Source organism: uncultured Plantibacter sp., assembly GCF_963518075.1.
Taxonomy (GTDB): domain Bacteria; phylum Actinomycetota; class Actinomycetes; order Actinomycetales; family Microbacteriaceae; genus Plantibacter; species Plantibacter flavus_A.
The window spans coordinates 20791-46698 of sequence record NZ_CAUQHZ010000007.1; the positions used below are offsets into that span (position 1 = coordinate 20791).

The 25908-nt window shown below is 69.7% G+C and carries 18 protein-coding genes and 1 tRNA gene; 12 read left to right on the forward strand and 7 right to left on the reverse strand.

Features of this window, described 5'->3' with window-relative positions:
- Positions 1–51: 51 nt before the first annotated feature.
- Complete coding sequence (locus RWN05_RS09975; protein WP_399542920.1) at positions 52–1611, reverse strand: DEAD/DEAH box helicase; 1560 nt, start codon at positions 1609–1611, stop codon at positions 52–54.
- Positions 1612–1747: 136 nt separating this feature from the next.
- Between RWN05_RS09975 and RWN05_RS09980 the strand changes: the two genes are divergently transcribed.
- A complete protein-coding gene (locus RWN05_RS09980; RefSeq protein WP_079002134.1) occupies positions 1748–2467 on the forward strand; it encodes a ferritin-like fold-containing protein in 720 nt (239 codons plus the stop codon).
- Positions 2468–2542: 75 nt separating this feature from the next.
- On the opposite strand, the gene RWN05_RS09985 is transcribed toward RWN05_RS09980, so the two are convergent.
- Positions 2543–2842 carry a hypothetical protein gene (locus RWN05_RS09985; protein WP_064296178.1) on the reverse strand — a complete coding sequence of 100 codons (300 nt, stop codon included), beginning with the start codon at positions 2840–2842 and terminating at the stop codon, positions 2543–2545.
- A 2-nt stretch (positions 2843–2844) separates the two neighbouring features.
- Positions 2845–3069: a DUF3107 domain-containing protein gene (locus tag RWN05_RS09990; RefSeq protein ID WP_064296179.1), complete on the reverse strand. Its 225-nt coding sequence runs from the start codon at positions 3067–3069 to the stop codon at positions 2845–2847.
- Positions 3070–3210: 141 nt separating this feature from the next.
- Here RWN05_RS09990 and RWN05_RS09995 point away from each other — a divergent pair, with 141 nt between their 5' ends.
- Together RWN05_RS09995 and RWN05_RS10000 are read left to right on the forward strand one after the other, a co-directional pair.
- The gene (locus tag RWN05_RS09995) at positions 3211–6396 is read left to right on the forward strand and encodes a PD-(D/E)XK nuclease family protein (RefSeq protein ID WP_314139410.1); all 3186 of its coding nucleotides are present in this window, start codon (positions 3211–3213) and stop codon (positions 6394–6396) included.
- Complete coding sequence (locus RWN05_RS10000) at positions 6393–9668, forward strand: ATP-dependent DNA helicase (protein WP_314139411.1); 3276 nt, start codon at positions 6393–6395, stop codon at positions 9666–9668. The genes RWN05_RS09995 and RWN05_RS10000 overlap by 4 nt, the downstream gene beginning before the upstream one ends.
- On the opposite strand, the gene RWN05_RS10005 is transcribed toward RWN05_RS10000, so the two are convergent.
- Positions 9578–10837, reverse strand: a complete 1260-nt coding sequence (locus tag RWN05_RS10005) for a phosphotransferase (RefSeq protein ID WP_079002135.1) — start codon at positions 10835–10837, stop codon at positions 9578–9580. The two genes, RWN05_RS10000 and RWN05_RS10005, sit on opposite strands and share 91 nt — an antisense overlap.
- Before the next feature lie 63 nt (positions 10838–10900).
- Here RWN05_RS10005 and nudC point away from each other — a divergent pair, with 63 nt between their 5' ends.
- Both nudC and RWN05_RS10015 read left to right on the forward strand, forming a co-directional pair.
- Complete coding sequence (gene nudC, locus RWN05_RS10010; protein WP_079002138.1) at positions 10901–11839, forward strand: NAD(+) diphosphatase; 939 nt, start codon at positions 10901–10903, stop codon at positions 11837–11839.
- A 25-nt stretch (positions 11840–11864) separates the two neighbouring features.
- Entirely contained in the window at positions 11865–13598 is a 1734-nt protein-coding gene (locus tag RWN05_RS10015) for an ATP-dependent helicase (protein ID WP_079002140.1), read from the forward strand.
- Here the strand turns inward: RWN05_RS10015 and RWN05_RS10020 are convergent.
- Both RWN05_RS10020 and RWN05_RS10025 read right to left on the reverse strand, forming a co-directional pair.
- On the reverse strand, positions 13486–14355 hold the full coding sequence (locus RWN05_RS10020) for a TOMM precursor leader peptide-binding protein (RefSeq protein ID WP_079002142.1): 870 nt from the start codon (positions 14353–14355) through the stop codon (positions 13486–13488). The two genes, RWN05_RS10015 and RWN05_RS10020, sit on opposite strands and share 113 nt — an antisense overlap.
- A gap of 87 nt (positions 14356–14442) precedes the next feature.
- Complete coding sequence (locus RWN05_RS10025) at positions 14443–15795, reverse strand: zinc-dependent metalloprotease (protein ID WP_079003878.1); 1353 nt, start codon at positions 15793–15795, stop codon at positions 14443–14445.
- Positions 15796–15960: 165 nt separating this feature from the next.
- On the opposite strand from RWN05_RS10025, the gene RWN05_RS10030 reads away from it, so the two are divergent.
- The 3 genes from RWN05_RS10030 (at position 15961) to RWN05_RS10040 (ending at position 20305) form a co-directional block, all read left to right on the forward strand.
- Positions 15961–17091: a S16 family serine protease gene (locus RWN05_RS10030; RefSeq protein ID WP_314139413.1), complete on the forward strand. Its 1131-nt coding sequence runs from the start codon at positions 15961–15963 to the stop codon at positions 17089–17091.
- Between the two features lie 71 nt (positions 17092–17162).
- Positions 17163–20087 carry a UPF0182 family protein gene (locus RWN05_RS10035; RefSeq protein ID WP_231884394.1) on the forward strand — a complete coding sequence of 975 codons (2925 nt, stop codon included), beginning with the start codon at positions 17163–17165 and terminating at the stop codon, positions 20085–20087.
- 144 nt (positions 20088–20231) lie between these two features.
- Positions 20232–20305, forward strand: a tRNA-Met gene (locus tag RWN05_RS10040).
- An 83-nt stretch (positions 20306–20388) separates the two neighbouring features.
- Here the strand turns inward: RWN05_RS10040 and ald are convergent.
- The gene (gene ald, locus RWN05_RS10045; protein ID WP_314139414.1) at positions 20389–21492 is read right to left on the reverse strand and encodes an alanine dehydrogenase; all 1104 of its coding nucleotides are present in this window, start codon (positions 21490–21492) and stop codon (positions 20389–20391) included.
- A 169-nt stretch (positions 21493–21661) separates the two neighbouring features.
- On the opposite strand from ald, the gene RWN05_RS10050 reads away from it, so the two are divergent.
- The 4 genes from RWN05_RS10050 (at position 21662) to RWN05_RS10065 (ending at position 25876) form a co-directional block, all read left to right on the forward strand.
- The gene (locus tag RWN05_RS10050) at positions 21662–22144 is read left to right on the forward strand and encodes an Lrp/AsnC family transcriptional regulator (RefSeq protein WP_064296186.1); all 483 of its coding nucleotides are present in this window, start codon (positions 21662–21664) and stop codon (positions 22142–22144) included.
- A 397-nt stretch (positions 22145–22541) separates the two neighbouring features.
- Positions 22542–23903 (forward strand): glycine betaine/L-proline ABC transporter ATP-binding protein, encoded by a 1362-nt coding sequence (locus tag RWN05_RS10055; protein WP_079002147.1) that lies wholly within the window; start codon positions 22542–22544, stop codon positions 23901–23903.
- Entirely contained in the window at positions 23900–24907 is a 1008-nt protein-coding gene (locus RWN05_RS10060) for a proline/glycine betaine ABC transporter permease (protein ID WP_079002149.1), read from the forward strand. The genes RWN05_RS10055 and RWN05_RS10060 overlap by 4 nt, the downstream gene beginning before the upstream one ends.
- 72 nt (positions 24908–24979) lie before the next feature.
- A complete protein-coding gene (locus tag RWN05_RS10065; protein WP_064296188.1) occupies positions 24980–25876 on the forward strand; it encodes a glycine betaine ABC transporter substrate-binding protein in 897 nt (298 codons plus the stop codon).
- Positions 25877–25908: the final 32 nt, after the last annotated feature.

A 25908-nucleotide genomic window follows, 5' to 3' on the forward strand; every position in this document is an offset into this window, starting at 1 on the left:
ACATGCGGAACGCCCGCATCCGGAAGGGTGCGGGCGTTCTGCGTGGTGGATCTACGCCGTCGGTGCCGGGGGTGCGGTGCGGCGCGTCCGGCTCCGACGGCGGGGAGCGCTGTTGCCGTCGCGGTGCTCCGGACCGTGGCCGTCGTGTGTGCCTGCCGCAGGCGCGCTGCGGTCGACGGTGTCGGTCGAGGCGGCGTCGTGCGTCCGCGAGTGGGCGCGGGTGCTCGGCTGGGACTCGAGCCGGGTGCTGGTCGGCTGGGTGCGGTCGCCTCCGCGTCCGCCGCGCTCACCACCGCGACCGCCGCCGGTCCGCGAACCGTCGCGTCCGCCACCGGTCCGGGAACCGTCGCGTCCGCCTGCGCTCCGCGAACCCTCGCGTCGCGGAGCGGGCTCGACGGCCTTGGCGGGCTTCAGTCGGCCCTTCGTGCCTTCGGCGATCCCGAGGTCGGTGAAGAGGTGCGGGCTCGAGGAGTAGGTCTCCGTCGGCTCCGGCTGGCCGAACTCGAGGGCGCGGTTGATGAGCGCCCACTTGTGGAGGTCGTCCCAGTCGACGAACGTGACGGCGATACCCGTCTTCCCGGCACGACCGGTACGACCGACGCGGTGGAGGTACGTCTTCTCGTCCTCGGGGATCGTGTGGTTGATGACGTGGGTGACGTCGTCGACGTCGATGCCACGGGCGGCGACGTCGGTGGCGATCAGGACGTCGCGTTTGCCGGCCTTGAACGACGCCATCGCCCGCTCGCGCTGCTCCTGGTTGAGGTCGCCGTGCACCGCCGCGGCGTTGAACCCGCGGTCGGTCAGTTCCTCGACGAGCTTCGCGGCGGCACGCTTGGTCCGCGTGAAGATCACGGTCTTGCCGCGTCCTTCGGCCTGCAGGATGCGCGAGATCACCTCGTCCTTGTCGAGCGAGTGCGCGCGGTAGATGAGGTGCTTGATGTTGGCCTGCGTGAGCCCCTCGTCGGGGTCGCTCGCCCGGATGTGGATCGGCTTGCTCATGAAGCGGCGGGCCAGGGCCACGATCGGACCGGGCATGGTCGCCGAGAACAGCATCGTGTGACGCGCGGCGGGGGTCTTGGAGAAGAGCTTCTCGATGTCGGCGAGGAAGCCGAGGTCGAGCATCTTGTCGGCCTCGTCGAGCACCATCTCGGTGATGCCCGAGAGGTCGAGGAGACGCTGGTTGTTGAGGTCGATGAGACGGCCGGGCGTGCCGACGACGATCTGGGCGCCGGCCTTCAGCTGCTCGATCTGCCCCTCGTAGGCCTTGCCGCCGTAGATGGAGACGAGCGTCGTGGACCGGTTCGAGATGAGGATCTCGATGTCCTCGGACACCTGGACCGCGAGCTCACGGGTCGGGACGACGACGAGGGTCTTGACGCCGGGAGCCGGGTCGAGGCCGAGGCGCTGGACGATCGGGATGCCGAACCCGAAGGTCTTGCCCGTGCCCGTCTTGGCCTGGCCGATGATGTCCTGGCCGGCGAGCCCGAGCGGGATCGTCTGCTCCTGGATGGGGAATGGTTCGATGATGCCCTTGGACGTGAGGGCGTCGACGATGTCCTGGTCGACACCGAGATCAGAGAAAGTCACGGAGATACCTGTCAGTGCAGTCATGGTCTACACCTTCGATTGCACACAGGTGTAGGGCCCCGATCCGACGCCGGGGCACGGCTATTCTACCCGGGAGGTCCCGAGAGGCCGCTGGGCGCGCGGAACACGGCGATCGGCGTGCTGCGGATAGGGTGGTCGCATGGCTCGTTGGTTTGCACGACGTCGGCGTCCCGGCACGCAGACGCCTCGTCTGCGCTCGCGGGAGGACGCCGTCCAGGCGACCCGCGTCGACCTCCACGAGCTCGCGCCCAGCACCGCGGACTACCTCGGTCAGGTGGCGCAGCTGCAGCTCGGGTTCTTCATGACGCTGTCGTTCGCCGTCGAGCACGCTCCGAACGACGCCGATCGGGAGACGCTCGCAGAGGCCGCCGCCACGGCGCTGCGCAAGCACCAGGCGCTGCTCGCGTGGCTCCGGAGGACGAGCGACGACCCGGGCGCCGTGCTCGAACCCTACGCACGCACGCGGGACGAGTTCCAGGCGATCCTGCGAACCGGTACCTGGGACGAACTCCTGCTGGGCGTCCTCGTGGCGCGGGGCTTCCTCGACGAGTTCTTCGCGCAGCTCGCACGCGGCCTGGACGGAGCGGACGCCCGGGATCTGGCTGCCATCGTCGCCCCCGGTCCCGAGGAGGACCCGCTCGTCGGGATCCTGCACCGGGTGATCGCATCGCATCCGGAGCGCGCTTCGACGCTCGCGATGTGGGGCCGCCGGTTGCTCGGCGACACCATGCTCGTCGCCAGGTCGGCCCTCGTGACCGAGAGCAAGGCGCTGCCGGACGACGCCCGGGTCGAACCGGTCTACACGGAGCTCATCGCGAACCACACCAGACGGATGGACGCGCTCGGGCTCACGGCCTGACCGGTCGTCCCCTCCGACACGACGACGCCGCCGCTCCGGCTTGAGCGACGGCGTCGATCGATCGAGCGCCTCGGGTCAGGCGGCGACGCCCTGCTGCAAGCGGGTCAGCATCGCCTCGTCCGACGAGGTGCGGACGCGGACGAGCACGAGGTCGACCACCACACTCACGATGACGGACGCGCCGAAGGCGAGCACCCAGATCCAGCCGCCGTCCCACGCCATGCCGGCCCACGTCGCCGCGACCCAGACCACGGCGGCGACGAGCGTCGCGACCGCCGGGATGAGGGCTGCGCCGTGCTGGTCGCGGCCGGGCAGGAGGTAGCGGACGGCGAGACCGAGGATGGCGCCGCCGAGCACGACGAAGAGGAGTTCCATGGTCAGCCGACGAATCCGATGCGGCGGGACTCCTCGGTTCCGAGCTCGACGTAGCCGATGCCCGCGGTCGGGATGAGGTAGCTGGTGCCCTTGTCGTCCTTGAGTGCGAGCAGCTTGGCGTCCGTCTCGAGCGCGGTCTTGACCGCCTGTTCGATCTCCGACGCCGGCTGCGAGGTCTCGAAGCCGATCTCGCGAGGGCTGTTGAGGATTCCGATGCGAATTTCCACCTTGAGTGCCTTTCGGTTGCGTAGGGCAAGACTACGGGAGTCGTGGTCCTCCGACCGGCGCGGGTCGGCTGCTGTCAGCGAACAGCGGAACGCCGGTCGGCCGTCGCGGTGATGTCGGGAGCCTCCGGTAACGTGCGGACCATGACCGTTCCCGACGCCTCCGACGATCCGACGGGTGCGGTCCGTGACGCGGGCCGCGCGCCCGCCGGCGACCCGGCTGTCGGCATGGGTGTCCGGCTCGACGACTCGCAGGACGCCGTGCTGCGGCTCGCGGACGACCGGTCCGCCGTCGTACTGGGGGCTCCCGGCACGGGCAAGACTACGACGCTCATCGAAGCGGTGGCGGAACGCGTGCACTCGCGCGGCCTGCGCACCGACGAGGTGCTCGTCATCGCCTCCTCCCGGTCGTCGGCGCAGGTCCTCCGCGACCGCCTCGAGGCACGGGTCGCGCGCGCCACACCCGGATCCCTGGCGCGCACCGCCATCTCCCTCGCCCTCGAGGTCATCGCGGGCTCCGGGGCGTTCGCCGGTTCAGGACGACCGCGGTTGCTGACGGGCGGCGAGCAGGACCAGACCATCGCCGAGCGACTCCTCGGCGACGAACAGGACGCGACCGGTCCGCTGTGGCCAGCGGAGCTCGGTCCCGAGGTCAGGCGCCTGCAGGGGTTCCGCACCGAGCTCCGGAACCTCATGGAACGCAGCGTCGAACACGACGTCGCGCCAGCCGAGCTACGTCGGCTCGGTACCAAGCACGGGCGTCCGGAGTGGGTCGCGTCCGCGGGCTTCATCGAGGGGTTCCTCGCCGACGACTGGCGCGGACACCTCACGCCCGCGGCGGCCCTCGCCCGCGCCGTCCGGCTCCTCGACGAACAGGAACCGGGGACGGGCGTGCTCCGCAGCCTGCGGGTGGTCTTCGTGGACGACGCCCAGGAGGCGACCCACGGCGTCCTGCAGCTGTTCGCCGCGCTCGCCCGACACGGGGTCGCGATCGTCGCGTTCGGCGACCCCGACCTCACGACGGGTGCCTTCCACGGTGCCCGTGCCGACGCCCTCGGGCGGTTCGCCGAGGTGCTCGGCCGCCCGGTGGACACGCTCGTGCTCGAGCAGGTCCACCGCGGGACACCGGACATCCGGGCGACGGTCCGCGGCGTCGCCGAGCGCATCGGCACGGCCGGCGCCGGACTCCATCGCACGGCCGCGCCACCGGTCGATGACGCGGAGACGCCCGAGCACTCCGTCGTCACCGTGGCGGCCGGTTCCCCGGCCGAGCAGATCGCGGTCGTCGCACGCTTCCTCCGCGAGCGCCACGTCCTCGACGGTGTCGCGTGGGCCGACATGGCGGTGGTCGTCCGCAGCGGCGGGCTGATCCCGGCGATCGAACGGGGTTTGTCCTCCCTCGAGGTGCCCACCCGGGCGAGCACCGGCGGAGCACCGCTGCGCGACCACCCGTTCGTCAGGTCGGTCCTCCTCGCCATGTCGGTGGCGCTCGGGCGGACGCCGCTCGACGCCGAGGTCGTGACCGAACTCCTCCACAGCGCGCTCGGCGGACTGGACTCGATCGGGGTCAGGCGACTCCGGGCCGCGCTCCGCCACGCCGATCTCGCTGAGGGCCTCGACCGCAGCGCGGACCGCCTGCTGGAGGAGGCGTTCGCCGTCCCCGGTGCACTCATCGGACTCGAGACGCCCTCCGCCGCCCGCGCCCGCTCACTCGCCGACAGCCTCGCCGAGGCGAGCGCGCAGGCAGCGGCGGGCGCGTCCGCCGAGGAACTCGTCTACGGCCTCTGGTCGCGGAGCAGACTCGAGCGCTCCTGGGTCTCGCTGTCGAAGGGCAGCGGTCAGGCCGCCGAGGAGGCGAACCGCGACCTCGACGCGATCACCCAGCTGGCCGACGCGGCACGGACCTTCGTCGAGGCGGAGCCCGACACCCCGGCCTCCGTCTTCCTCGACCGCCTGCTCGAACAGACGGTCGGCGACGACTCCCTCGCGCCGACCGGCCTCCGGGAGGCGGTCACGATCGCGACGCCCGCCGCCCTGGTCGGTACCGCGTTCGACACGGTCGTCGTCGCCGGCATGCAGGACGGCGTGTGGCCCAACCTGCGGGTCCGCGACTCACTGCTCGGCGCCTCGGAGCTCGTGGAGCTGCTGGAGGGCACGGCCACGGCGACAGCGGACGCACGACGCGCGGTCCTCCACGACGAGCTCCGACTCTTCGCCCAGGCGACCTCCCGTGCGCACCGGTCGCTCATGGTGGTCGCGGTCGTCGACGACGACCACCAGGCGAGCCCGTTCCTCACGCTGCTCCCGGAACCCGATCCGCACCGGGCGTCCCTGTCGCCCCTGTCGCTCCGCGGCCTCGTCGGCACCCTGCGTCGCTCGCTCACTCGCCGGATCCGCCCCGCGGACCCTGCCGAGCGTGCCGCGTCCGCCTCGGCCCTGGCCATCCTCGCGACAGCGGGAGTACCCGGCGCCCCGACCGAGGAGTGGTACGGCGTGGCCGCACCGAGCTCGACGGCACCGCTGCACGACCCCGCCGTCGAGGAGCTGCCGGTCTCCCCGTCCCGCATGGAGGCCTTCGAGGAGTGCCCGCTGCACTGGGCGATCGCCCGACTGGGCGGCGGTGCCTCCGGGTTCGCCTCCGGGCTCGGCACGATCGTGCACGCCGCGCTCGAGCACGCGGAGTCCTCCGACGAGGCCGCGCTCTGGGCAGCGGTGGAGGACCGCTGGGACGAACTCCACTTCGAAGCGGACTGGGAGGGCGCGGCGACGAAACGGCGTGCGGCGGAACTCGTCCACCGGCTGTCGGCGTACCTCCACGACGCGGAGCGGGCGGGCGTGACCTCGATCGGCAACGAGAGCCGGTTCAGCCTCCGCATCCCCATCGGTGAGCTGGGCGGCGCGGCCGTGCTCGGCGGCTCGATCGACCGCGTCGAGCTCGTGCCCGACACCGACGGGACACGGCGCGTCGTGATCGCCGACCTCAAGACCGGCGGCTCGGCGCCGAGACAGGACCGGGAGGTCGCCGACATGGCGCAGCTCGGCGCCTACCAGCTCGCGCTGGCGTCCGGCGCGATCGCCGGTACGGAGGGGCTGCTGAGCGGTGGCGCGAAGCTCATCGTCGTGTCGGCAGGCACGAAGCGCAAGGAGTACTACGACCCGGCCCAGCCGGCCTTCGACGACGAGGCCCTCGAGCGCTTCCGCGAGCGTGTCCTGTCGGACGCGATCGGCATGGCGGGAGCGGTGTTCGAGGCCCGTGTCGGGACCCACTGCCATGACCCGTTCGCGTTCGGCGAGTGCGCCATCCACGTCGTCCCGGCGGTGAGCTCATGAGCACGGAGGAGACTTACTCGGCCGAGATGCTTGCCGGCCTGCTCGGCCTTCCGCAACCGACGACGCAGCAGGTCCATGTCATCGAGGCACCCATGGCCCCGGTCCTCGTCGTCGCCGGTGCCGGCAGCGGGAAGACCGAGACCATGGCCTCACGCGTCGTGTGGCTGCTCGCCAACCGGCACGTGAGCGTCGACGGGATCCTGGGGCTCACCTTCACCAGGAAGGCCGCGGGTGAGCTGGCGGCACGGATCGGCAAGCGGATCGCCGCCCTGCAGGACATCGGGATCCTGGATCCCGCGGCAGACGCGCTCTTCGACCGTCCCGAGGTGTCCACCTACAACGCCTATGCGAACGCCCTGTTCCGCGACAACGCCCTCCTGGTGGGCCGTGAGCCCGAGTCGGTCCTGCTGTCCGAGGCGTCCGCCTGGCGACTCGCGCGACGCGTCGTGGTCCGGCACGGAGACGAACGGCTCGCCGCCCTCGGCAAGTCCGTCGACCAGGTCGCCGAGCTCGTCCTCTCGCTGAGCCATGAGCTCGCCGAGATCGACGGCACCACCGAGGAGCTGCTCGGCTTCGTGGAACGGTTCGTCGGCATCGGCGAGCTCCCCGACGGCGGTCGCGGGGCGTACGCGCAGATCGACCAGGCCGTCGAGGTCGTGGGTGCCCTGCCGGTCCTGCTCGACCTCGCGCACCGGTACGCCGACGAGAAGCGCCGGCAGGGACTCGTCGAGTTCTCCGACCAGGTCGCCCTCGCGCTCGCCGCCTGCGAACGTTCGCCGAAGGTCGCCGCCGTCGCGCGCGATCGCGCGGGCGTCGTCCTGCTCGACGAGTACCAGGACACCTCGGTCGTGCAGACCAGACTGCTGTCGACCCTGTTCGCCGACCACCCCGTCATGGCGGTCGGCGACCCGCACCAGTCCATCTACGGCTGGCGCGGCGCGAGCGCGGCGAACCTCGCGCGGTTCTCCCGCGACTTCAGTCGCGAGGTCGCCGCCACCCAGTTCAACCTGTCCACGAGTTGGCGGAACGACCATACGGTTCTCGAAGCCGCGAACGTCCTCGTCCGCCCGTTGCAGCAGCAGGCGCAGACGGCGGGGAAGCTGCGTGTCCTCGACCTCGAGCCGAAGCCCGGCGCCGGGGCGGGCTCCCTCGCCGTCGAGTTCCCCGAGACCGGTGCCGAGGAGATCCGGATGGTCGCCGAGTGGTGCGCCGACCGGTTGCTCGCCGAACGCGGGGGAGATCCGGCCGGTTCGGCAGCGATCCTGTTCCGGGCGCGTCGACCGATGCAGGAGTTCGCCGACGGCCTCGCCGCCCTCGGCGTCCCGCACCACATCCTCGGCCTCGGCGGTCTGCTCTCCTCGCCGGAGATCGTCGACGTGACGGCGGCACTGCGCGTCATCCACGATCCCGGTGCCGGGTCCTCGCTCATCAGGCTGTTGAGCGGACCACGCTGGCGGATCGGCGTCCACGACCTCGGTCACCTCGTGGAGGTGGCCCGGTACCTGCAGGCCATCGACTGGAAGACGAAGCGGTACGACGCCGAACTGGCCGCCCGGCTCCGCGAGTCGGTCGCCGACGACGACGGGCGGTCGATCATCGACGCGCTCGACTTCATCGCCGCCGACCGCGTGCCGGCCGGCCTCGCCGCCGGGTTCACCGACGAGGCGCGTTCGCGTCTCCGGGAGGCCGGTCTGGTGTTCGCCTCCCTGCGGCGTCGTGCGGGCAGCGGCCTCCCCGATCTCGTCAGAGCGGTCGAGCGCGAGTTGCGACTCGACATCGAGGTCGTCGCGAACGAGTCGACCGGATCCGCGGCGCGCGCTCCGGCCAGACTGCAGGCGTTCCACGACGAGGTCATCTCGTTCATCCAGGCGGAGGAGCAGGTGACGCTCGGCAGCCTGCTGGCCTGGATCGACCGCTCGCTCGCCCGAGACGACCTCGGACCGGCGAGCGACGCACCCGACCAGGGTGCCGTCCAGCTGCTCACCATCCACGGTTCGAAGGGCCTCGAATGGGACCATGTCGCGATCCCGCGGCTCGTGGTCGACGAACTGCCCGCCAAACCGAAGGACGGCAAAGGCTGGGTGCGTCTCGGGACGCTGCCGTACGACTTCCGAGGCGACGCGGCGGAGCTGCCGGAATTCGCCTGGCGGACGGCCGAGACGCGGAAGGAGGTCGTCGACGCTCAGCTCGCCTTCTCGGAGGCGCTCGGCGAACGCGCGCTCGACGAGGAACGCCGGCTCGCGTATGTGGCGGTGACCCGCGCCAAGCACGACCTCCTGCTCACCGGCTCGTTCTGGTCGGGCGATCGGAAGCGGCCCCGTGCCGCGAGCACCTATCTTCTGGAGCTGGCGTCGGCGGGGGTCATCGCACCGCTCCCCGCCGCATCCGCCTTCGAGGAGAACCCGGTCGACTCCGGTGCCGCGGTCCTCGACTGGCCACTCGATCCGCTCGGAGCGCGTCGGAGCGTCGTCGAACGGGCGGCGGCCGAGGTCGAGCAGCGGCGCGGGCGACCTGAGTCCGAGCTGCTGGCGACCCTCGGCCCCCTCGAGAACGAGCTGACGCTGCTCCTCGAAGAACGACGCCGTGCCGCGACGACGACCGCGCGCGGTGAACTCCCGGTGCGCATCCCCGCGTCCAAGTTCAAGGAGTTCGTCACGGAACCGGACGCCGCACTCGAACGACTGCGTCGCCCCGTCCCGCAACGGCCATACCGGCAGACCCGCCTCGGAACCCGGTTCCATTCGTGGGTCGAGGCGCACTACGGACGCTTCGGATTGCAGGAGCTGGTCGACGCGCTCCCCGAGGAGCTCGACGTCGAACGCCCGGGGCCGGACGCGTCGGAGGGGATCGGGTTCGAGGAACTCACCGAACGGTTCCTCGCCTCGGAATGGGCTGACGTCCGGCCGGTCGAGGTCGAGACCGAGATCCACGTGCCGCTCGGTGACACCGGACGAGTGGTGGTCTGCAAGCTCGACGCGGTGTTCGAACGCGGGGACCGGTTCGAGATCGTCGACTGGAAGACCGGCGCGGTACCCACGACGCCTGAGGACGTACGGAACGCCTCGTTCCAGCTCGCGCTCTACCGTCTGGCGTACGCGCACCACCGGGAGGTCGACCCCGAGCGCGTCGACGCCGTGCTCTACTACGTGAGCCACGACGTGCAGCTCCGGCCGGAACGCCTCTACTCGGAGGAGGAGCTCCTGTCGGAGTGGGAGCGGTCCTTCGGGGAGGCGGCCGAGTCCCAGAGCTCGAACGACGAGGTGTCGATCTGATCCGTGGCGTTCGGGTCCGCATCGGTTCCGGCGTGGTCGCGATCGTCGTCGGTCTCAGCGTCGTCCGTGTCGTCGACGTCCGAGCCGCCGGGATCGCGGCCGAGGGCGCGCTCGAGCTCTGAGCGGTCGTAGGTGTCGGTCTGCATGGCGATGCCGGGGGAGGACGAGCCGATCGGTGTGCGGTCGAGCATGTCCTCGACCTCGTCGACGTCGAGGACGGGTCCGGTCGTGGTGCCGAGGGGGTCCGTCACGTCGCCGAGCACGCGGTCGACGAGCCCGTCGAGCATCGCGACGGCGTCCTCGACGATGGTCTCGTCGTGGCTGTCGCGACCGTGCAGGAGCCAGCGCGCGATCTCGAGTTCCGCGTAGAGCCGGGCGCGGAGGGTGACGAACCGGTCGGGTCCGCGAGAGCACGAGGCGGCGTAGGCGGACAGGGCCTGCTCGCCGGTCGCGCCGAGCGTCGCGATCCAGTGGAGGTCGAGGGCCGGGTCGCCGACCCGCAGTGAGCCCCACTCGATGACGCCGTTGACGAGGCCATGGCCGTCCTGACGGATGACGAGCACGCGGTCCGCGGCGAGGGATCCGTGGATGACGGTGGGCTGGAACTGCCAGAGCGAGTGGTCCTCGACGGCCGCCTGCCAGCGCTCCCGGACGGCGGTCGGGAGGAGCCGCGTCTCGGCGGCGCGGGACACGATGCGGTGCGCGTCCGCCCGGATGAGCTCGGTGGACAGCAACGGGAGGCCCGCTTCCGCGATGAACGCCGTCGGGAGGGAGTGGATCGCGGCGACCGCGGCACCGAGCGAGTCCGAGAGGACCTCGTCGCGGCCGAGCGCGGTCGGGTCGAGGTGACTGCCGGCCACGAAGTCGAGCACGACGGCGCGAGTGCCGTCGACGGGCAGTTGGCCCACGACGGTCGGGGCGTCGAAGGGCAACCTGCTGCGGATACCGGGCGTGAGTGCGCGCAGGGCGATGAGGTCCGCGGACTGCTCCGTCTCGGCCTGCTGCGAGGTCGGGATGCGCACGATGAGCTCGCGCCCATCGCCCGTCACGAGACGGGCCGCGTCGTAGTTCCCCTCGCCGCCGGCGGTGTGCGCGCCGGACCCGCGGACCTGGAGGTCGGCGACGGCCGAGGTGGCCAACGCGGCTAGAGTGAGATGGGATCTGGCCATGACATCCAGGGTACGGGGCCGTCCCGGTGAGCCGCGCTCGCCACGCCCTCAGAGAGGTTGTCCATGACGATTCAGGTTCGCGCACTCGCCGGTCTACCGCTCGCGAGGGGCGGACTCGACCGTCACGGCGAGCTTCGTTCCCGACCGGACGTGCTCGACGAGCTGCGGGTCGACCCGAACGCCCGAGCCGTCGTCCTCCGCGGTCGGCGCGCACTCGTGACCGGCGACGCGCTCGACCTCCTGGTTCCCTCCGATCTTCCCGAGCCGGAGCTCATGGTCTACCTCGGAAGCACCGTCGAGGACAGCCCTGGGACGCCACCGGGCACGGACATCCTGCTCTGGGTCCTCGCCGACGCCGACGCCGACGCGATCACCGAGGATGAGGACCGCTGGTTCGACCTCCGTCGGAGCGGACATCGCCTGTCGGACCGCGATGTCGGGATCCTGGCGACGTCGCTCGCCATCGCCGGCTGGCATCGTGCCGAGCCGTTCTGTGCGCACTGCGGCTCGCCGACCACGGTCCGCAACGCCGGCTGGGCGCGGCACTGCCCGGTCGACGGCAACGAGCTCTTCCCGCGCATGGACCCCGCGGTCATCGTCGCCGTCGTCGATCCTCAGGGACGGATCCTGCTCGGGTCGAACGCGATGTGGGAGCACAACCGGTATTCGCTGCTGGCCGGGTACGTCGATGCCGGCGAGTCCCTCGAGCAGGCCGTCGCCCGCGAGATCTTCGAGGAGTCGGGAATGCGTCTCGGCACGCCCGTCTACCTCGGTTCGCAGCCGTGGCCGTTCCCGCGTTCGCTCATGCTCGGTTTCGTCGCCCCGCTCGCGGCGGATCAGGATCCGGAGGCACTCGTCCCGGACGGTCAGGAGATCCTCGACCTGCGGTGGTTCACGCGGGAGGAACTCGAGGACCCGTCCACCGACGTCATCCTCCCCGGACCGTCGTCGATCGCACGAGCCGTGATCGACGAATGGCTCCGCGGATCCTGGTCTCGATGAGGCGCGGTACCACCGAGGGTCGACGATGAGCAGCCCGGCCGAACTGCTGGCCGGACTCGACCCCGACCAGGCCGTCGCGGCAGAGGCGCTCCGGGGCCCCGTGTGCATGCTCGCCGGCGCAGGCACCGGCAAGACCCGGGCGATCACCCATCGCATCGCCTACGGCGTCGCGACCGGGACGTACACGGCGTCGCGCGTCATGGCGCTCACCTTCACCAGTCGCGCGGCTGCGGAACTGCGTGGCCGGCTCCGGGCCCTCGGCGCCGAGGGGGTCTCGGCCCGGACCTTCCACGCCTCCGCACTCTCGCAGCTGAACTTCTTCTGGCCCCAGGTCGTCGGCGGACCGGTTCCCGCGCTCGTCGAGAGCAAGGGCAGGGTCCTCGGGCACGCGGCGGAGCGACTCCGGTTGCGGGTCGACACGGCGACCCTGCGCGACGTGGCGGGCGAGATCGAATGGCGTAAGGTGTCCGGCCTGACCCTCGAGCAGTACGCGGCGTCGAACCGCCCGCTGCCGGCCAAGCTGTCCCTCGAGCAGGTCGTCTCGCTCCAGGAGACCTACGAGCAGTTGAAGGACGAGCGCCGACGCATCGACTTCGAGGACGTCCTGCTCGCCTGCGCCGGCATGATCGAGACCGAGCCCGCCGTCGCCATGCAGGTGCACGAGCAGTACCGGTTCTTCGTCGTGGACGAGTACCAGGACGTCTCGCCGCTGCAGCACCGACTCCTCGAACTCTGGTTGGGCGGTCGACGGGACGTGTGCGTCGTCGGCGACGCGAGCCAGACCATCTACTCCTTCGCCGGTGCCCGGTCCGACTACCTGCTCGACTTCCCGACCAGGTATCACGACGCCACGGTCGTCCGGCTCGAGCGCAACTACCGCTCCGCCCCGCCCGTCGTGGCCGCGGCGAACACGCTCATGCGGGGTCGTCCGGGGGCACTGCACCTCTCAGCGGCCACCGCACGCGACGACGAGGGCACCCAGACCGCACGGCCCGAGACGCCGGCGGTCGGCCTGCGGCAGTATCCGAACGAGCTGTCCGAGGCGAGAGGCGTGGCCTCGGAGATCCTCGTGCAGCTGCAGGCGGGCGTCCCGGCCTCGGAGATCGCCGTGCTCTACCGGATCAACGTCCAGGCGGCGGCGTTGGAGACGGCCCTCGGCGAAGCCGGCATCCCCTACGTCATGCACGGCTCCAAGCGCTTCTTCGAGCTGCCCGAGGTGCGGCAGGCCCTGCTCCAGCTCCGCGCGGCCTCCGTCTCGATCAGCGGCGAGCCCCTGTTCAAGTCCGTGAGCGACGTGCTCCGGTCGCTCGGCTGGAGCCAGGACCCGCCCGACGGCGGCGGTGCGGTGCGCGACCGCTGGGAGTCGCTCAACGCGATCATGGGGCTCGTCGACCAGGCGCCGGAAGGCACCTCGTTCCGCGCCTTCACGGATGAGCTGCAACTGCGGCAGGCCGCTCAGCACGAACCGACGGTCGAGGCGGTCACGCTGGCGACGTTGCACTCGGCGAAGGGCCTCGAGTGGGAGGCGGTGCACCTCATCGGGCTCTCCGAGGGATACCTGCCGATCTCCTACGCGAAGCAGTTCGAGCAGGCGGACGAGGAACGGAGGCTCCTCTACGTCGGCATCACGCGCGCCAAGCGGCTGCTCAACCTGTCCTGGTCCGAGATGCAGCAACGCGGTGGTCGACGCGAGCCGTCGCGGTTCCTGGCAGAGCTCGGCATGCGCACCTCGAGTGCTCCCGGACGACGCGGCGCCTGACCCCACCGGTAGCGGCGTCGACCACCAGCTGGGTGCTCGCGAGGATGGGCTGGGACGCGTCGAGATGGCGGATCACCAGGCGGGTCACGCGGGTCGCGACCTCCGCGCCGAGGAGCTGGGTGTCGAGCGGCGAACGGCGGCCGAGGAGCTGGGATGCGACGGCCGGCCAGGTCGGATCGTCGTCGGTGCGGTGCAGTTCCACGCAGTGCAGGCACGGCCCTGAACCGGGTGTCACGAACGGCCCGATCCTGACGACACGATCACTGAAGACGACCGGCAGGTGCGGGACGTCGTCGCGCAGCCAGCGCGTGTACCGACTCGGCGGGATGACGAAGTCGGCGAAGAGGACGGCGACGTCGACGTGGTCGGGCTGCGGCCCGGGTTGCGTCGACACGGACTCCGGCGGTAGGAGTCCGACCGCCTCCTGCTCGGAGAGGAGGCGTCGGACGAGCTCGGCCGCCGGGCTCGCGCCGTCCACGACGATCCGGCGCGTCTCGGCGGTTCCGGAGGTGGGGCCGTGGTGCTCGATCACCGGGTCGAGTGTCGAAAGGACGCGATCGAATTCCTGGGCCGGGATGTCGAACGCGTCCGGCAGTCGTCGTTCGACCAGGTCAGGGAAGCCGGCACGCAGTGCCGCGACGACCTGCTCGGTCTCGGTCCGGACGCTGTCGAGCACGACCGCTTCATCGACGCCCACCTGCAGGCTGTGCGGGGTCCGCCAGAGCAGTGGTCTCCTGGGATCGAGGCGCGTCGTCATCCATCGATGATGGCGGGTCGACGACCGGTCGCGTCGGCACTGTCCACAGCTCGCCCGGTAGGACGAGCTGTGGAGCGTCGCCGTGGGTCAGACCGGGGGGCCGCCGGCACCGTTCGGGCCGGAGGGCTCCGAACCGGGCTCGTCGTCGTGCTGGTCGCCGCGTTCCTCGCCACGGAGGAGGTCTTCGAGCGCGAGATCCATCTCGTCCTGCTCCGGACGCTCACCCCTGGCCTCGGCTTCGAGGCGCGCGATGAGGGCCTCCGGGGCGTCGATGTCGGCTGCGGTGGGCACGAGGTCGGGGTGCGACCACAGGGCGTCGCGCTGCGCGGTGCCCACGGCATCGGTGACCTGCTGCCACATCTGCGCAGCCTCACGCAGCCGGCGGGGGCGCAGTTCGAGTCCCACGAGTGCACCCAGGGCCTGTTCGGCCGGCCCACCGGCGGCGCGGCGTCGGCGGACGGTCTCCGCGATGGCCGCGGAGCGGGGGAGACGCTCGGTGGCTGCCGCGGTGACGACGTCGACCCAGCCCTCGATGAGGGCGAGCGTCGTCTCGAGTCGAGCCAGGCTCGCGTCCTGTGCCTCCGTGCGGGCGGGGATGAGCGCTCCGCTCGTCATGGCCTCGCGGAGTTCCTCAGGGTTCGACGGGTCGAAGCTCTCGGCGAGTTCCTCGAGTCGCTCGGTGTCGATCCGGATGCCGCGCGCGAAGTCGGTGATCGAGGAGATGAGGTGCAGGCGGAGCCAGCGGGCGTGACGGAAGAGTCGTGCGTGCGCAAGTTCACGGACCGCGAGGTAGATCTGGACCTGATCCGCCGGGATGTCGAGACCCTCGCCGAAGTCGGCGACGTTCTGGGGCACCAGGGCTGCCTCGTTGTCGTCGAGCAGTGGGATGCCGATGTCGCCGCCGGAGACGACCTCCTTGGAGAGCTGACCGACGACCTGTCCGAGCTGCATCGCGAAGAGCGTGCCGCCGATGCCGCGGACGAGCTGTCCGGCGTTCGCGATCATGCTCGACAGCTCCTCGGGCGCGCGTTCCGTGAGCACGCCGGTCAGGGCGTTCGCGATGTTCGTGGCCACCGGCTCGGCGAGCTGCGTCCAGAACGGCATGGTCTTCGTGGCCCAGCGGGTCCTCGTGTACAGGGCCGGTTCGCTCGACAGCTCGGCCACGTCGGTGACGTCGGCGAGCCACAGGGAGGCGATGTGGAACGCTTGCTCGAACGCCGCACGCTGCTCGGGCGTCGTGTCCTGGGAGCCGTCCCCGGCGATGGTCTTCGCCTGCTGGAGCGAGGTGTCCCAGTTGATACCGTCCCCACCGGAGCGGAGTGCGCCCTGGAGCTGCGACATGAGCGCAGCGAGACTGGCCGGATCGCTGGGGAGGCCGGCGGCGCCGGCGAGCTGGCTCGCGTCGAACGAACCGTTGCCGGAGAGGAGCTCGCGGAGCATGTCGCGGAACTCGTCCTCCGGACTCTTGTCGGAATCCTCTGGCACGTCAGCCGCCTCTCAGATAGCTCGGTGCTGGGCCTTCTACGCTAGTCGCACCTCGCTGAAGAATCGCCGGGGTATGGTTGGTCGGGTTTCCGCCCACCGCGAACACTCCGGAAGGCTTGCATGTCGCTCTTCGCCGATGAGGCTCCCACCGCTTCGGCGCCGACCGGTCAGGGTCGCAATCGTCGCGCCCGGTTCGGGTGGATCGTGCTCAGCCTCTCGCTCGTCCTCCTCGGAGTGCTGTCGGCGGTACCCGCGCCGTACGTCATCGAACAGCCGGGTCCGGTGTTCAACGTGCTGAGTACGACCGAGGGCGACGACGGCGACGTCCCGCTCATCGAGGTCCACGACGAGCAGACCTACGACACCGGCGGCACGCTCGACATGCTGACGGTCCAGCTGGTCGGGAATCCGCAACGGAGCCCGGGCTGGCTCGACATCGTCTCGGCCTGGTTCGACCCGAGCCGCGCCGTCGTGCCGATGGACCTCTACTTCCCGCCCGGCGTCACGACCGAGCAGCGCGACGAGCAGAACGCGACCCTCATGGTCGATTCGCAGCAGGACTCGGTCGCGGCGGCGTTGCGCGAGCTCGGATACGAGGTCCCCGAGCACATCGTGGTGGCACAGATCGCGGAGGGCGCCCCCGCGCAGGGTGTGCTGCAGCTCGACGACGAGATCGTCGCGGTCGACGGTACGCCGGTGACCGGCCTGGCGGCCCTGCGGGACGCGATCAACGCCAACGGCACGGACAAGCCGGTCACGATCGACATCGTGCGCGGGGGAGCGGCGAGCACCGTCGAGATCACGCCGACGACCGCGACCGCGTCCGACGGGACGACCTCGACCGTGATCGGCATCGGTACCAAGACCACCTACGACCTCCCCGTCGACATCACCATCCAGCTCGACAACGTCGGCGGCCCGAGCGCCGGGATGATGTTCGCGCTCGGCATGATCGACCTGCTCACGCCGGGTGAGCTCAACGGCGGGAAGGACGTCGCCGGTACCGGGACGATCGACGCCGACGGGAACGTCGGCGCGATCGGCGGTATCCGGCAGAAGCTGTTCGGCGCGAAGGACGCCGGGGCCGAGTGGTTCCTGGCGCCGGAGAGCAACTGCGACGAGGTCGCCGGACACGTCCCCGACGGGTTGACGGTCTTCGCCGTGAAGACCCTCGACGATTCGCTCGCAGCGCTCAAGGCCATCGCGGACGGAGCCGACACGAGCAAGCTGCCCACCTGCTCGGCCGGTTGAACGCTTCGGGCGCTCTCTCAGCCCGGCCGCTTTAGGATGGGTGGGACGACCCCTATCTGAAGAGGCCACACGTGACATCCGCAGCAGCAGAGAAGCCCCTGTCCACTCAGCGCCGACGCGCCCCGATCGCGATCACGGTGGCGATCATCGCCGCGCTCCTGATCGGGTTCTTCGTGTTCTCGGGGTTCTACGCCGACCTGCTGTGGTTCCAACAGCTCGGCTTCACCGAGGTCCTGACCACGCAGTGGATCGCGGCGATCGCCATGTTCCTCGTCGGGTTCGTGGGTATGGCCCTGCCCGTGTGGCTCGCGATCGAGATCGCCTACCGGACACGCCCGGTGTACGCGAAGCTCAGCTCCCAGGTCGACCGCTACCAGCAGGTCGTCGAGCCGCTGCGCCGACTCGCGACCTACGGTATCCCCGCGCTGTTCGGCCTCTTCGGCGGTGTCGCCGCCGCTTCGCGCTGGCAGCTGGTCCTGCTCTGGATGAACGGTACGCCCGCAGGCACCAAGGACCCGCAGTTCAACCTCGACGTCTCGTTCTACCTCTTCGACCTGCCGTTCTTCCAGGCCGTGGTCGCCTTCTCCTCGGCGGTCGTCCTGATCGCCCTGATCGCCACCGCCGTCGTCACCTACCTCTACGGAGGCATCCGGGTGGTCAGCCGCGAGGTCTGGATCTCGATGGCAGCCCGCGTACAGATCTCGGTGCTCGCCGCGCTCTACCTCATCCTGCAGGCCGTCAGCCTCTGGCTCGATCAGTACACGACCCTGAACGACACCGGCACGCTCATCACCGGAGCCTCGTACACCGATGTCGCCGCGACCATCCCCGGTCGGGTGATCCTCGCCGGGATCGCGCTCATGGTCGCCGTCCTGTTCGTCGTCACCGCGTTCACCGGCCGCTGGCGTCTGCCGCTCGTCGGCACAGCGCTGCTGATCGTCGCGTCGCTCATCGTCGGCAGTCTCTACCCGTGGATCGTCCAGCGCTTCCAGGTGGAGCCGAACGCGAAGAGTCTCGAGACGCCGTACATCAAGCGGAACATCGACATGACGCGCGACGCCTACGGGATCGCCGGCGTGGAGGAGGAGGAGTACGCGGCGACCACCGACGCGACTCCCGGTGCGCTCCGTCAAGACGCCGAGACCACGGCGAACATCCGGATCATCGACCCGTCGCTCGTGAGCGCATCCGTGGCCCAGCTGGAGCAGTTCAAGCAGTTCTACTCCTTCGACAAGCAGCTCGACGTCGACCGCTACAACATCGACGGCAAGACGCAGGACGCCGTCGTCGCGGTCCGCGAACTCAACGTCGCCGGTCTCGACAACTCGCAGTCGTGGATCAACAACACGGTGGTGTACACCCACGGGTACGGGCTGGTCGCCGCCTACGGCAACCAGCGCTCGGCCTCCGGCGAGCCGGTCTTCCTCGAGTCCGGCATCCCCACCACCGGCTCGCTCGGCGATTTCGAGCCGCGCGTGTACTTCGGCGAGCAGTCGCCCGACTACTCCATCGTCGGTGCCCCCAAGGGCTCCGACCCGGTGGAACTCGACTATCCGTCGGGCACCCAGGGCGAGTCGCAGACCTACACCACCTTCGATGGCGACGGCGGGCCCAAGCTCGACAACGTCTTCAAGAAGCTCGTCTACGCCCTGAAGTTCCAGTCCGAGCAGATCTTCCTGTCGGACTCCGTGAACAGCAAGTCGCAGATCCTCTACGACCGCGACCCGCTCACCCGGGTCCAGAAGGTCGCCCCCTACCTGACGCTCGACTCCGACCCCTACCCGTCGGTGGTGGACGGTCAGATCGTCTGGATCGTCGACGGATACACGACGAGCGCCAGCTACCCGTACTCGAAGACCGTGAGCCTGTCGGACACCATCTCCGACTCGGTCACGCCGGCGCAGAACTACGCGCTCGACGACGTCAACTACATCCGGAACTCGGTGAAGGCGACCGTCAACGCGTACGACGGCAAGGTCACGCTCTACAGCTGGGACGACCAGGACCCGATCCTCAAGACCTGGCAGAAGGTGTTCCCGTCGACGGTCAAGCCGATGTCGGACATGTCCGGCGACCTGATGAGCCACGTGCGGTACCCGGCCGATCTCTTCAAGGTCCAGCGCTCGGTGCTCGGTCAGTACCACGTCACCAACGCCGGTTCGTTCTACTCGAGTGAGGACGCCTGGGTCACCCCCAACGATCCGCAGTCGACCGACACGAACAAGACCTATCAGCCGCCCTACTACCTGACGATGCAGTTGCCTGGCCAGGAGTCTCCCTCCTTCTCGCTGTACTCGACGTTCATCCCTCGTCAGGGCGGTGAACAGTCGCGGAACGTGCTCACCGGCTACCTCGCGGTCGACGCGAACGCCGGCGCCGAGGACGGTAAGCGGAGTTCCGACTACGGCAAGATCCGACTGCTGACCCTCCCGAAGGACGACACCGTGCCGGGCCCCGGTCAGGTGCAGAACACCTTCGACTCCGACCCGAGCGTGTCGAGCCAGATCAACATCCTGAAGCAGGGTCAGACCGAGGTGCTGAACGGCAACCTGCTGACGGTGCCCGTCGGAGGTGGGCTGCTGTACGTCCAACCGGTGTACGTGAAGTCCACGGGCGACACGAGCTTCCCGCTGTTGCAGAAGGTGCTCGTGGCCTTCGGCGACAAGATCGCGTTCGAGGACACCCTCGACGAAGCGCTCGACGTCCTGTTCGGTGGAGACTCGGGTGCCGACGCCGGTGACACGAACGTGCCGGGAGACAGCACCACACCCCCGACGGACGGCACGGACACCGGAGGCGGCACCGACGGTGGAACGACCCCGAGCACGGGTGACCCGACGGTCGACGCTCAAATCAAGACGCTCCTCGACCAGGCGAAGGCCGCGATGGTCGAGAAGGACGCCGCGATGGCGAGCGGCGACTGGGCTGCTTACGGGGTGGCGGACAAGAAGGTGTCGGACGCTCTCGCGCAGGCTCTCGCGCTGCTGAACGGCTGATTCCGAGCCCACGATCCGAACGGCGTCGCCCTGACGGGCGACGCCGTTCGGCGTTCCAGGGGGAGGGATTCTGCCGGCGACGGGGTCCTTGGCGGTACGCGATTTGCACGGCCCCAGAATGCATGCTAGGTTTATCTCTTGTGCCGCAGGGTGGAGCAGTTCGGTAGCTCGCTGGGCTCATAACCCAGAGGTCGTAGGTTCAAATCCTGCCCCTGCAACAGAAAAGATGAAATCCCGGTCTCCTCGAGACCGGGATTTCGTCGTTTGCGGGGATGGTCGCCCGCAGCCGGCGAGCGGTGGGTCAGTCCATCGTCGCGACGGGGAGGCCGAACGCTGCTGCCACGCCGGCGTTGGTGGCCGCACCCGCGTGGACGTTGACGCCCGCGCGGAGCGCTGCGTCGGCGGCCACCGCTTCTCCCGTGCCCTGGTCGGCGATGGCGAGTGCGTACCGGAGGGTGGCGTTGGTCAGCGCGCGTGTCGAGGTCTCCGGGACGGCGCCGGGCATGTTGGCCACGCAGTAGTACAGGCTGTCGTGGACCCGGAACGTCGGGTCGTCGTGCGTCGTCGGCCGGGAGCCCTCGAAGCAGCCGCCCTGGTCGATCGCGATGTCGACGAGCACCGAGCCGGGTTTCATGTCCGCCACCATGGCGTCGGTGACGAGCTTCGGGGCCTGAGCCCCGGGGATGAGGACCGAGCCGATGACGAGGTCGGCGTCGCGGAGCTGCTCCGCGATCTCGTACGCCGATGACGGTCTGGTCTGGATCTGCCCGCTGAAACGGTTCTCCAGCTCGCGCAGGCGAGGGATGGAGATGTCGATGATCGTGACGTCCGCCTGCATGCCGAGCGCGTTGGCCGCGGCGTGCTCGCCCGCGACCCCGCCGCCGATGACGACGACCTTCGCCTTGGGGGTTCCGGGCACGCCGCCCAGGAGGATTCCGCGTCCGCCGGTGGCTCGCATGAGGTGGTACGCGCCGACCTGCGTCGACAGTCGTCCCGCGACCTCGCTCATCGGCTGCAGGAGCGGCAGGGAGCGATTGGGGAGTTGGACGGTCTCATAGGCGATCGCGGTGGTCCCAGAGGCGAGCAGGGCGTCGGTGAGGGGGCGGTCCGCTGCGAGGTGCAGGTAGGTGAAGAGCGTCTGGTCGGCCCGCAGGAAGCCGTACTCGGCGGCGACGGGCTCCTTCACCTTGAGCAGGAGGTCGCCCGTCGCCCATACGGAGGCCGCATCGGCGGCGATGGTCGCACCGGCGGCGCGATACGCTTCGTCGGGATTGCCGGACCCGAGGCCGGCGCCCGCCTGGACGACGACCTCATGGCCGTGTCGGACGAGTTCGTGGACGCCGCCGGGCGTCGCCGCCACCCGGTTCTCGTTGTTCTTGATCTCCGTGGGGATGCCGATTCGCATGGCTGGTTCCTCTCGCAGGCTGGGCCAAGGCTCGGCTCTCCCGCTCGTCGGTGGACGGTGTGCGACTATTCTGAGGTTGCTGCGTTTCAGGCTCATGAACACCGCAGCTTTCATGGAATCTCCTCTAAAAATCGCTGATGATTCGGAAAAGATCGAGAGCAGGCGCAGCATGACGAACAATCTGCACAGCAGTGCGGACCTCGACGACGTCGATCACGCACTCCTGCGGCTCCTCCAGGAGAACGCGCGCATGACGAACGCCCGCATGGCGGAGCTCGTCGGCATCGCGCCCTCGACGTGCGTCGCCCGGGTGCGGTCGCTCGTCGATCGCGGCGTGATCACGGGGTTCTCGGCGCGTATCGATCCGGTCGCGGTCGGGCTCGGTCTCGAGGCGCTCATCAGCGTCAACATCAGGGCAGGAGCTCGAGCCCGTATCGCCGAGTTCAGCGCCGGCATCCGACAGCTCCCGGAAGTCGTGCAGGTGTTCTTCCTCGGCGGCTCCGAGGACTTCGTCATCCATCTCGCGGCGCGGGACAGCGCCCACATCCGCGACTTCGTCGTCGAGCACCTGTCGGCGGATCCGACGGTCGCCTCAACGCGCACGAGTCTGGTGTTCGATCACTCGTTCATCGGCGTCGCGGTGGGGGAGTGACGGTGATCCGCGGCTGTACCGGCCGGGTGAAGATCACGAACGCATAACGAAGGACTCGAACGGAAAACCCTGACCATGTTCGGTTTTGCCATGGAGTCCGTGTGCGATGTCCGCCTTTTGGGGGATCCTCGATTAGCCAGCAGCTGTGAGTTTCGTTAGCGTTGTCGACGGCCCGCAAGGGCTGACCCACGTAACCGCGTCTCGCCCCCTGTCGCCCCGCGACGGCGTGCTGGACGTACGGTCGAACGCCACGCGGTAGCCGTTGTCGCCCCACGTGATCCGAGCCCGCGCGCTGTCCATCAGTGCGCCGATGGGGCGGATCGAGAGCCGTTCGACCCGGCCTGACGATCGACAGGAAGAGCGCACCGCGGTTCCGCGTGCGCTTCCAGGAGAACACATGACCGAAACGATTGCCGTCTCCGCGACGGGACTGTACAAGGTCTTCGGCAGGAAGCCGAAGGAAGCCGTGAAACGCCTGCAGGCCGGTGCCGCGCGTGACGAACTCGCCTCCGGCGGGACCACCGCAGCCGTCATCGACGCCTCGTTCGAGGTGAAGCAGGGCGAGATCTTCGTCGTGATGGGCCTCTCCGGCTCGGGCAAGTCGACGCTGATCCGGATGCTCAACGGCCTGCTCGAGCCGACGGCGGGCACCGTGACCATCGCCGGGAAGCCGATCTCGGGGGTGTCCTCGAAGCAGCTACGTGCGGTCCGACAGGACGACATCTCGATGGTCTTCCAGCACTTCGCCCTCCTGCCGCACCGCACGGTGCTCGAGAACGCCGCCTATGGACTCGAGGTGAAGGGTGTGCCGGCCGCTGAACGACGCGAGCGGGCCCAGGCCGTCGTCGAGCGCGTCGGGCTCGCAGGCTGGGAGGACAAGCTCCCGGGCCAGCTCTCCGGCGGGATGCAGCAGCGCGTCGGCCTCGCCCGCGCACTCGCCTCGGACACCGACATCCTCCTCATGGACGAGGCGTTCTCCGCGCTCGATCCCCTCATCCGCCGCGAGATGCAGGAGCAGCTCGTCGAGCTGCAGGCCGAGCTCGGCAAGACCATCGTGTTCATCACCCACGACCTCAACGAGGCGATGTTCCTCGGCGACCGGATCGCCGTCATGCGTGACGGCCGGATCGTCCAGGTCGGCACCCCGAACGACATCCTGACCGACCCGGCGAACGACTACGTCGCCCAGTTCGTCCAGGACGTCGACCGCGCCCGCGTCCTGACCGCCGGTGGCGTGATGGAACCCGCGCGCTCCGTCGTCTCCGCGTCCGCCGGACCCAGGGCTGCCCTGCGCATCATGCGCGATCTGCAGACCTCGACCGCCTTCGTGGTCGGTCCGGGCCGGCAGCTCCTCGGCGTCGTCCGCGACAAGGACGTGCTGCGTCTCGTCCGTGCGGGCGACCACCAGCTCGGGAGTGTCATCACCGCCGACCTCGCCACGGTCTCGCCGGAGGCGGCGCTCGTCGACCTCTTCGAGTCCGCCGTCGAGAGTGCCCTGCCCGTCGCCGTCGTGGACGAGCGGACGCGCCTGCTCGGCGTCGTCCCGCGGGTGACCCTGCTCGCCGCCGTCGGCAACGTCCCGACCAACACGGATGAGATCAGCCTTGTCGGACCGCCGGCGACGGTGCCTGTCGAGCTCATCACGGCGACCCTCCGGTCGACCGCGGAGGACCCGCAGCACCCCGACGACGTGACCTCGTCGATCGAGACCAGCGCCGCCGAACCGGCAGCGAGCCTGCCGGAAGGGAGTGTCCGATGAACGGCATCCGTCTCCAGTCGTCCGGGTTCCTGGACGCCATCACCCGCCCCGAGATCGGTGCGTGGGTCGAAGCCTTCGTCGACTTCATCACCGACGTCTTCCAGCCCGTCTTCGACGTCATCCGGACCGTCTTCCAGGGGCTGTACGACGGCGTCGACCTCGCGCTCAGCGGTCCGCCGTTCTGGGTGATCATCATCGTCGCCGCGCTGTTGGCCTTCGTCGCGCGGGGCCCGGTGTTCGCCGTCGGCTCCGCGGTCGGGCTGCTGATCATCGTCGGCGTCGAGCAGTGGGACAACGCGATGGACTCGCTCTCGCTCGTGCTCGTGGCCGGTCTCATCGCCATCGTGATCGGGATCCCACTCGGCATCCTGGCGGCTCGCTCGAAGGTCGCGTCGTCGATCATCCGCCCGTTGCTCGACTTCATGCAGACGACTCCTGCGTTCGTGTACCTCATCCCCGCGCTCATCCTGTTCCGCATCGGCGTCGTCCCGGGCATCGTCGCGACGATCGTCTTCGCGCTGGCCCCGGCAGTCCGTCTCACGGAACTCGGGATCCGCAACGTCGACCGCGAGGTCGTCGAGGCCGGCAACGCGTTCGGTGCTTCCTCCTGGCGGATCCTGCGTCAGATCCAGCTGCCGCTCGCGATGCCGAACATCATGGCCGGAGTCAACCAGGTCATCATGCTCTCGCTCTCGATGGTCGTCATCGCCGGCATGGTCGGCGCCGGCGGCCTGGGAGGCGACGTCGTCAAGAGCCTCTCCCGGATCGACATCCAGCTCGGTTCCGAAGCGGGCCTGTCGGTCGTCATCCTGGCGATCTTCCTGGACCGTCTCACCGCCTCCCTCGGCGGCGGTCGCAAGCAGCGCGGCAAGCGTACGAAGGCTGCCCCGGCCTCGCCCGCCGGGATCCGCCCGGCACCGGCCGCAAGCACCACGACGACCGACAGCACCGCCTCAGGCGAGGAGCAGCGCACCCCCGCCGAGTCGCCGACCGCCGTGCGGTGACCCACCGGCACACAGCTTTCCATCCGACGACACCGATCCCCGCGTCACGCGGGACGAAAGGAATCATCGAACATGCAGTACCGCACCAAGATCGCAACCACCATCGCAGCGGGGGCGGCGGCGACGCTCGCCATCTCCGGCTGCTCCGCCGGCGCCGCTGATGAGACGCTCGAGAACGGCGACAAGCAGGCGGTGACCATCGCCGTGTTCAGCGGCTGGGACGAGGGCATCGCGGCCTCCGAGCTGTGGAAGGCCGTGCTCGAGGAGCAGGGCTACGACGTCACCCTCGAGGAGGCGGAGCCCGCCCCGGTGTTCTCCGGCCTCAGCACCGGTGACTACGACCTGACGCTCGACGTCTGGCTGCCGACGACCCACGCGAGCTACATCGAGAAGTTCGGTGACGACGTCGTCGACCTCGGCGCCTGGAACACCGACGCCAAGCTCACGATCGCCGTCAACGAGGACGCCCCCGTCGACTCGCTCGAGGACCTCGCGGCCAACGCGGACCTCTTCGACAGCCGCCTCGTCGGCATCGACCCCGGTGCCGGACTCACGGAGGCGACCCAGGACAAGGTCATCCCCGAGTACGGCCTCGACGACTGGGAGTTCCTGACTTCGGGCACCCCGGCGATGCTGTCGGAGCTGAAGGCCGCGACCGACGCCGGTGAGAACATCGCCGTCACGCTGTGGCGTCCGCACTGGGCCTACGACGCGTTCCCGATCAAGGACCTCGAGGACCCGAAGGGCGCGCTCGGGGACGCCGAAGGCATCCACAGCTTCGGCAAGGCCGACTTCGCGGACGAGTACCCGACGCTCGCCGGGTGGCTGAAGGACTTCGACTTCGACTCGGAGCGACTGTTCTCGCTCGAGAACGCGATGTTCAACGAGGGTGACTCGAAGGACTACGCGCCGGTCGTCAAGCAGTGGATCAGCGACAACCAGGAGTACGTGGACTCGCTCACCAAGTAGCGGATCGATGAGACGACGGGCACCGGAACGAT

Coding starts and splice junctions, on each gene's coding strand:
- RWN05_RS09975 (WP_399542920.1), bottom strand. CDS start 1,611: ATGACTGCACTGACAGGTATCTCCGTGACTTTCTCTGATCTCGGTGTC.
- RWN05_RS09980 (WP_079002134.1), top strand. CDS start 1,748: ATGGCTCGTTGGTTTGCACGACGTCGGCGTCCCGGCACGCAGACGCCT.
- RWN05_RS09985 (WP_064296178.1), bottom strand. CDS start 2,842: ATGGAACTCCTCTTCGTCGTGCTCGGCGGCGCCATCCTCGGTCTCGCC.
- RWN05_RS09995 (WP_314139410.1), top strand. CDS start 3,211: ATGACCGTTCCCGACGCCTCCGACGATCCGACGGGTGCGGTCCGTGAC.
- RWN05_RS10000 (WP_314139411.1), top strand. CDS start 6,393: ATGAGCACGGAGGAGACTTACTCGGCCGAGATGCTTGCCGGCCTGCTC.
- RWN05_RS10005 (WP_079002135.1), bottom strand. CDS start 10,837: ATGGCCAGATCCCATCTCACTCTAGCCGCGTTGGCCACCTCGGCCGTC.
- nudC (WP_079002138.1), top strand. CDS start 10,901: ATGACGATTCAGGTTCGCGCACTCGCCGGTCTACCGCTCGCGAGGGGC.
- RWN05_RS10015 (WP_079002140.1), top strand. CDS start 11,865: ATGAGCAGCCCGGCCGAACTGCTGGCCGGACTCGACCCCGACCAGGCC.
- RWN05_RS10020 (WP_079002142.1), bottom strand. CDS start 14,355: ATGACGACGCGCCTCGATCCCAGGAGACCACTGCTCTGGCGGACCCCG.
- RWN05_RS10025 (WP_079003878.1), bottom strand. CDS start 15,795: ATGCTCCGCGAGCTCCTCTCCGGCAACGGTTCGTTCGACGCGAGCCAG.
- RWN05_RS10030 (WP_314139413.1), top strand. CDS start 15,961: ATGTCGCTCTTCGCCGATGAGGCTCCCACCGCTTCGGCGCCGACCGGT.
- ald (WP_314139414.1), bottom strand. CDS start 21,492: ATGCGAATCGGCATCCCCACGGAGATCAAGAACAACGAGAACCGGGTG.
- RWN05_RS10050 (WP_064296186.1), top strand. CDS start 21,662: ATGACGAACAATCTGCACAGCAGTGCGGACCTCGACGACGTCGATCAC.
- RWN05_RS10055 (WP_079002147.1), top strand. CDS start 22,542: ATGACCGAAACGATTGCCGTCTCCGCGACGGGACTGTACAAGGTCTTC.
- RWN05_RS10060 (WP_079002149.1), top strand. CDS start 23,900: ATGAACGGCATCCGTCTCCAGTCGTCCGGGTTCCTGGACGCCATCACC.
- RWN05_RS10065 (WP_064296188.1), top strand. CDS start 24,980: ATGCAGTACCGCACCAAGATCGCAACCACCATCGCAGCGGGGGCGGCG.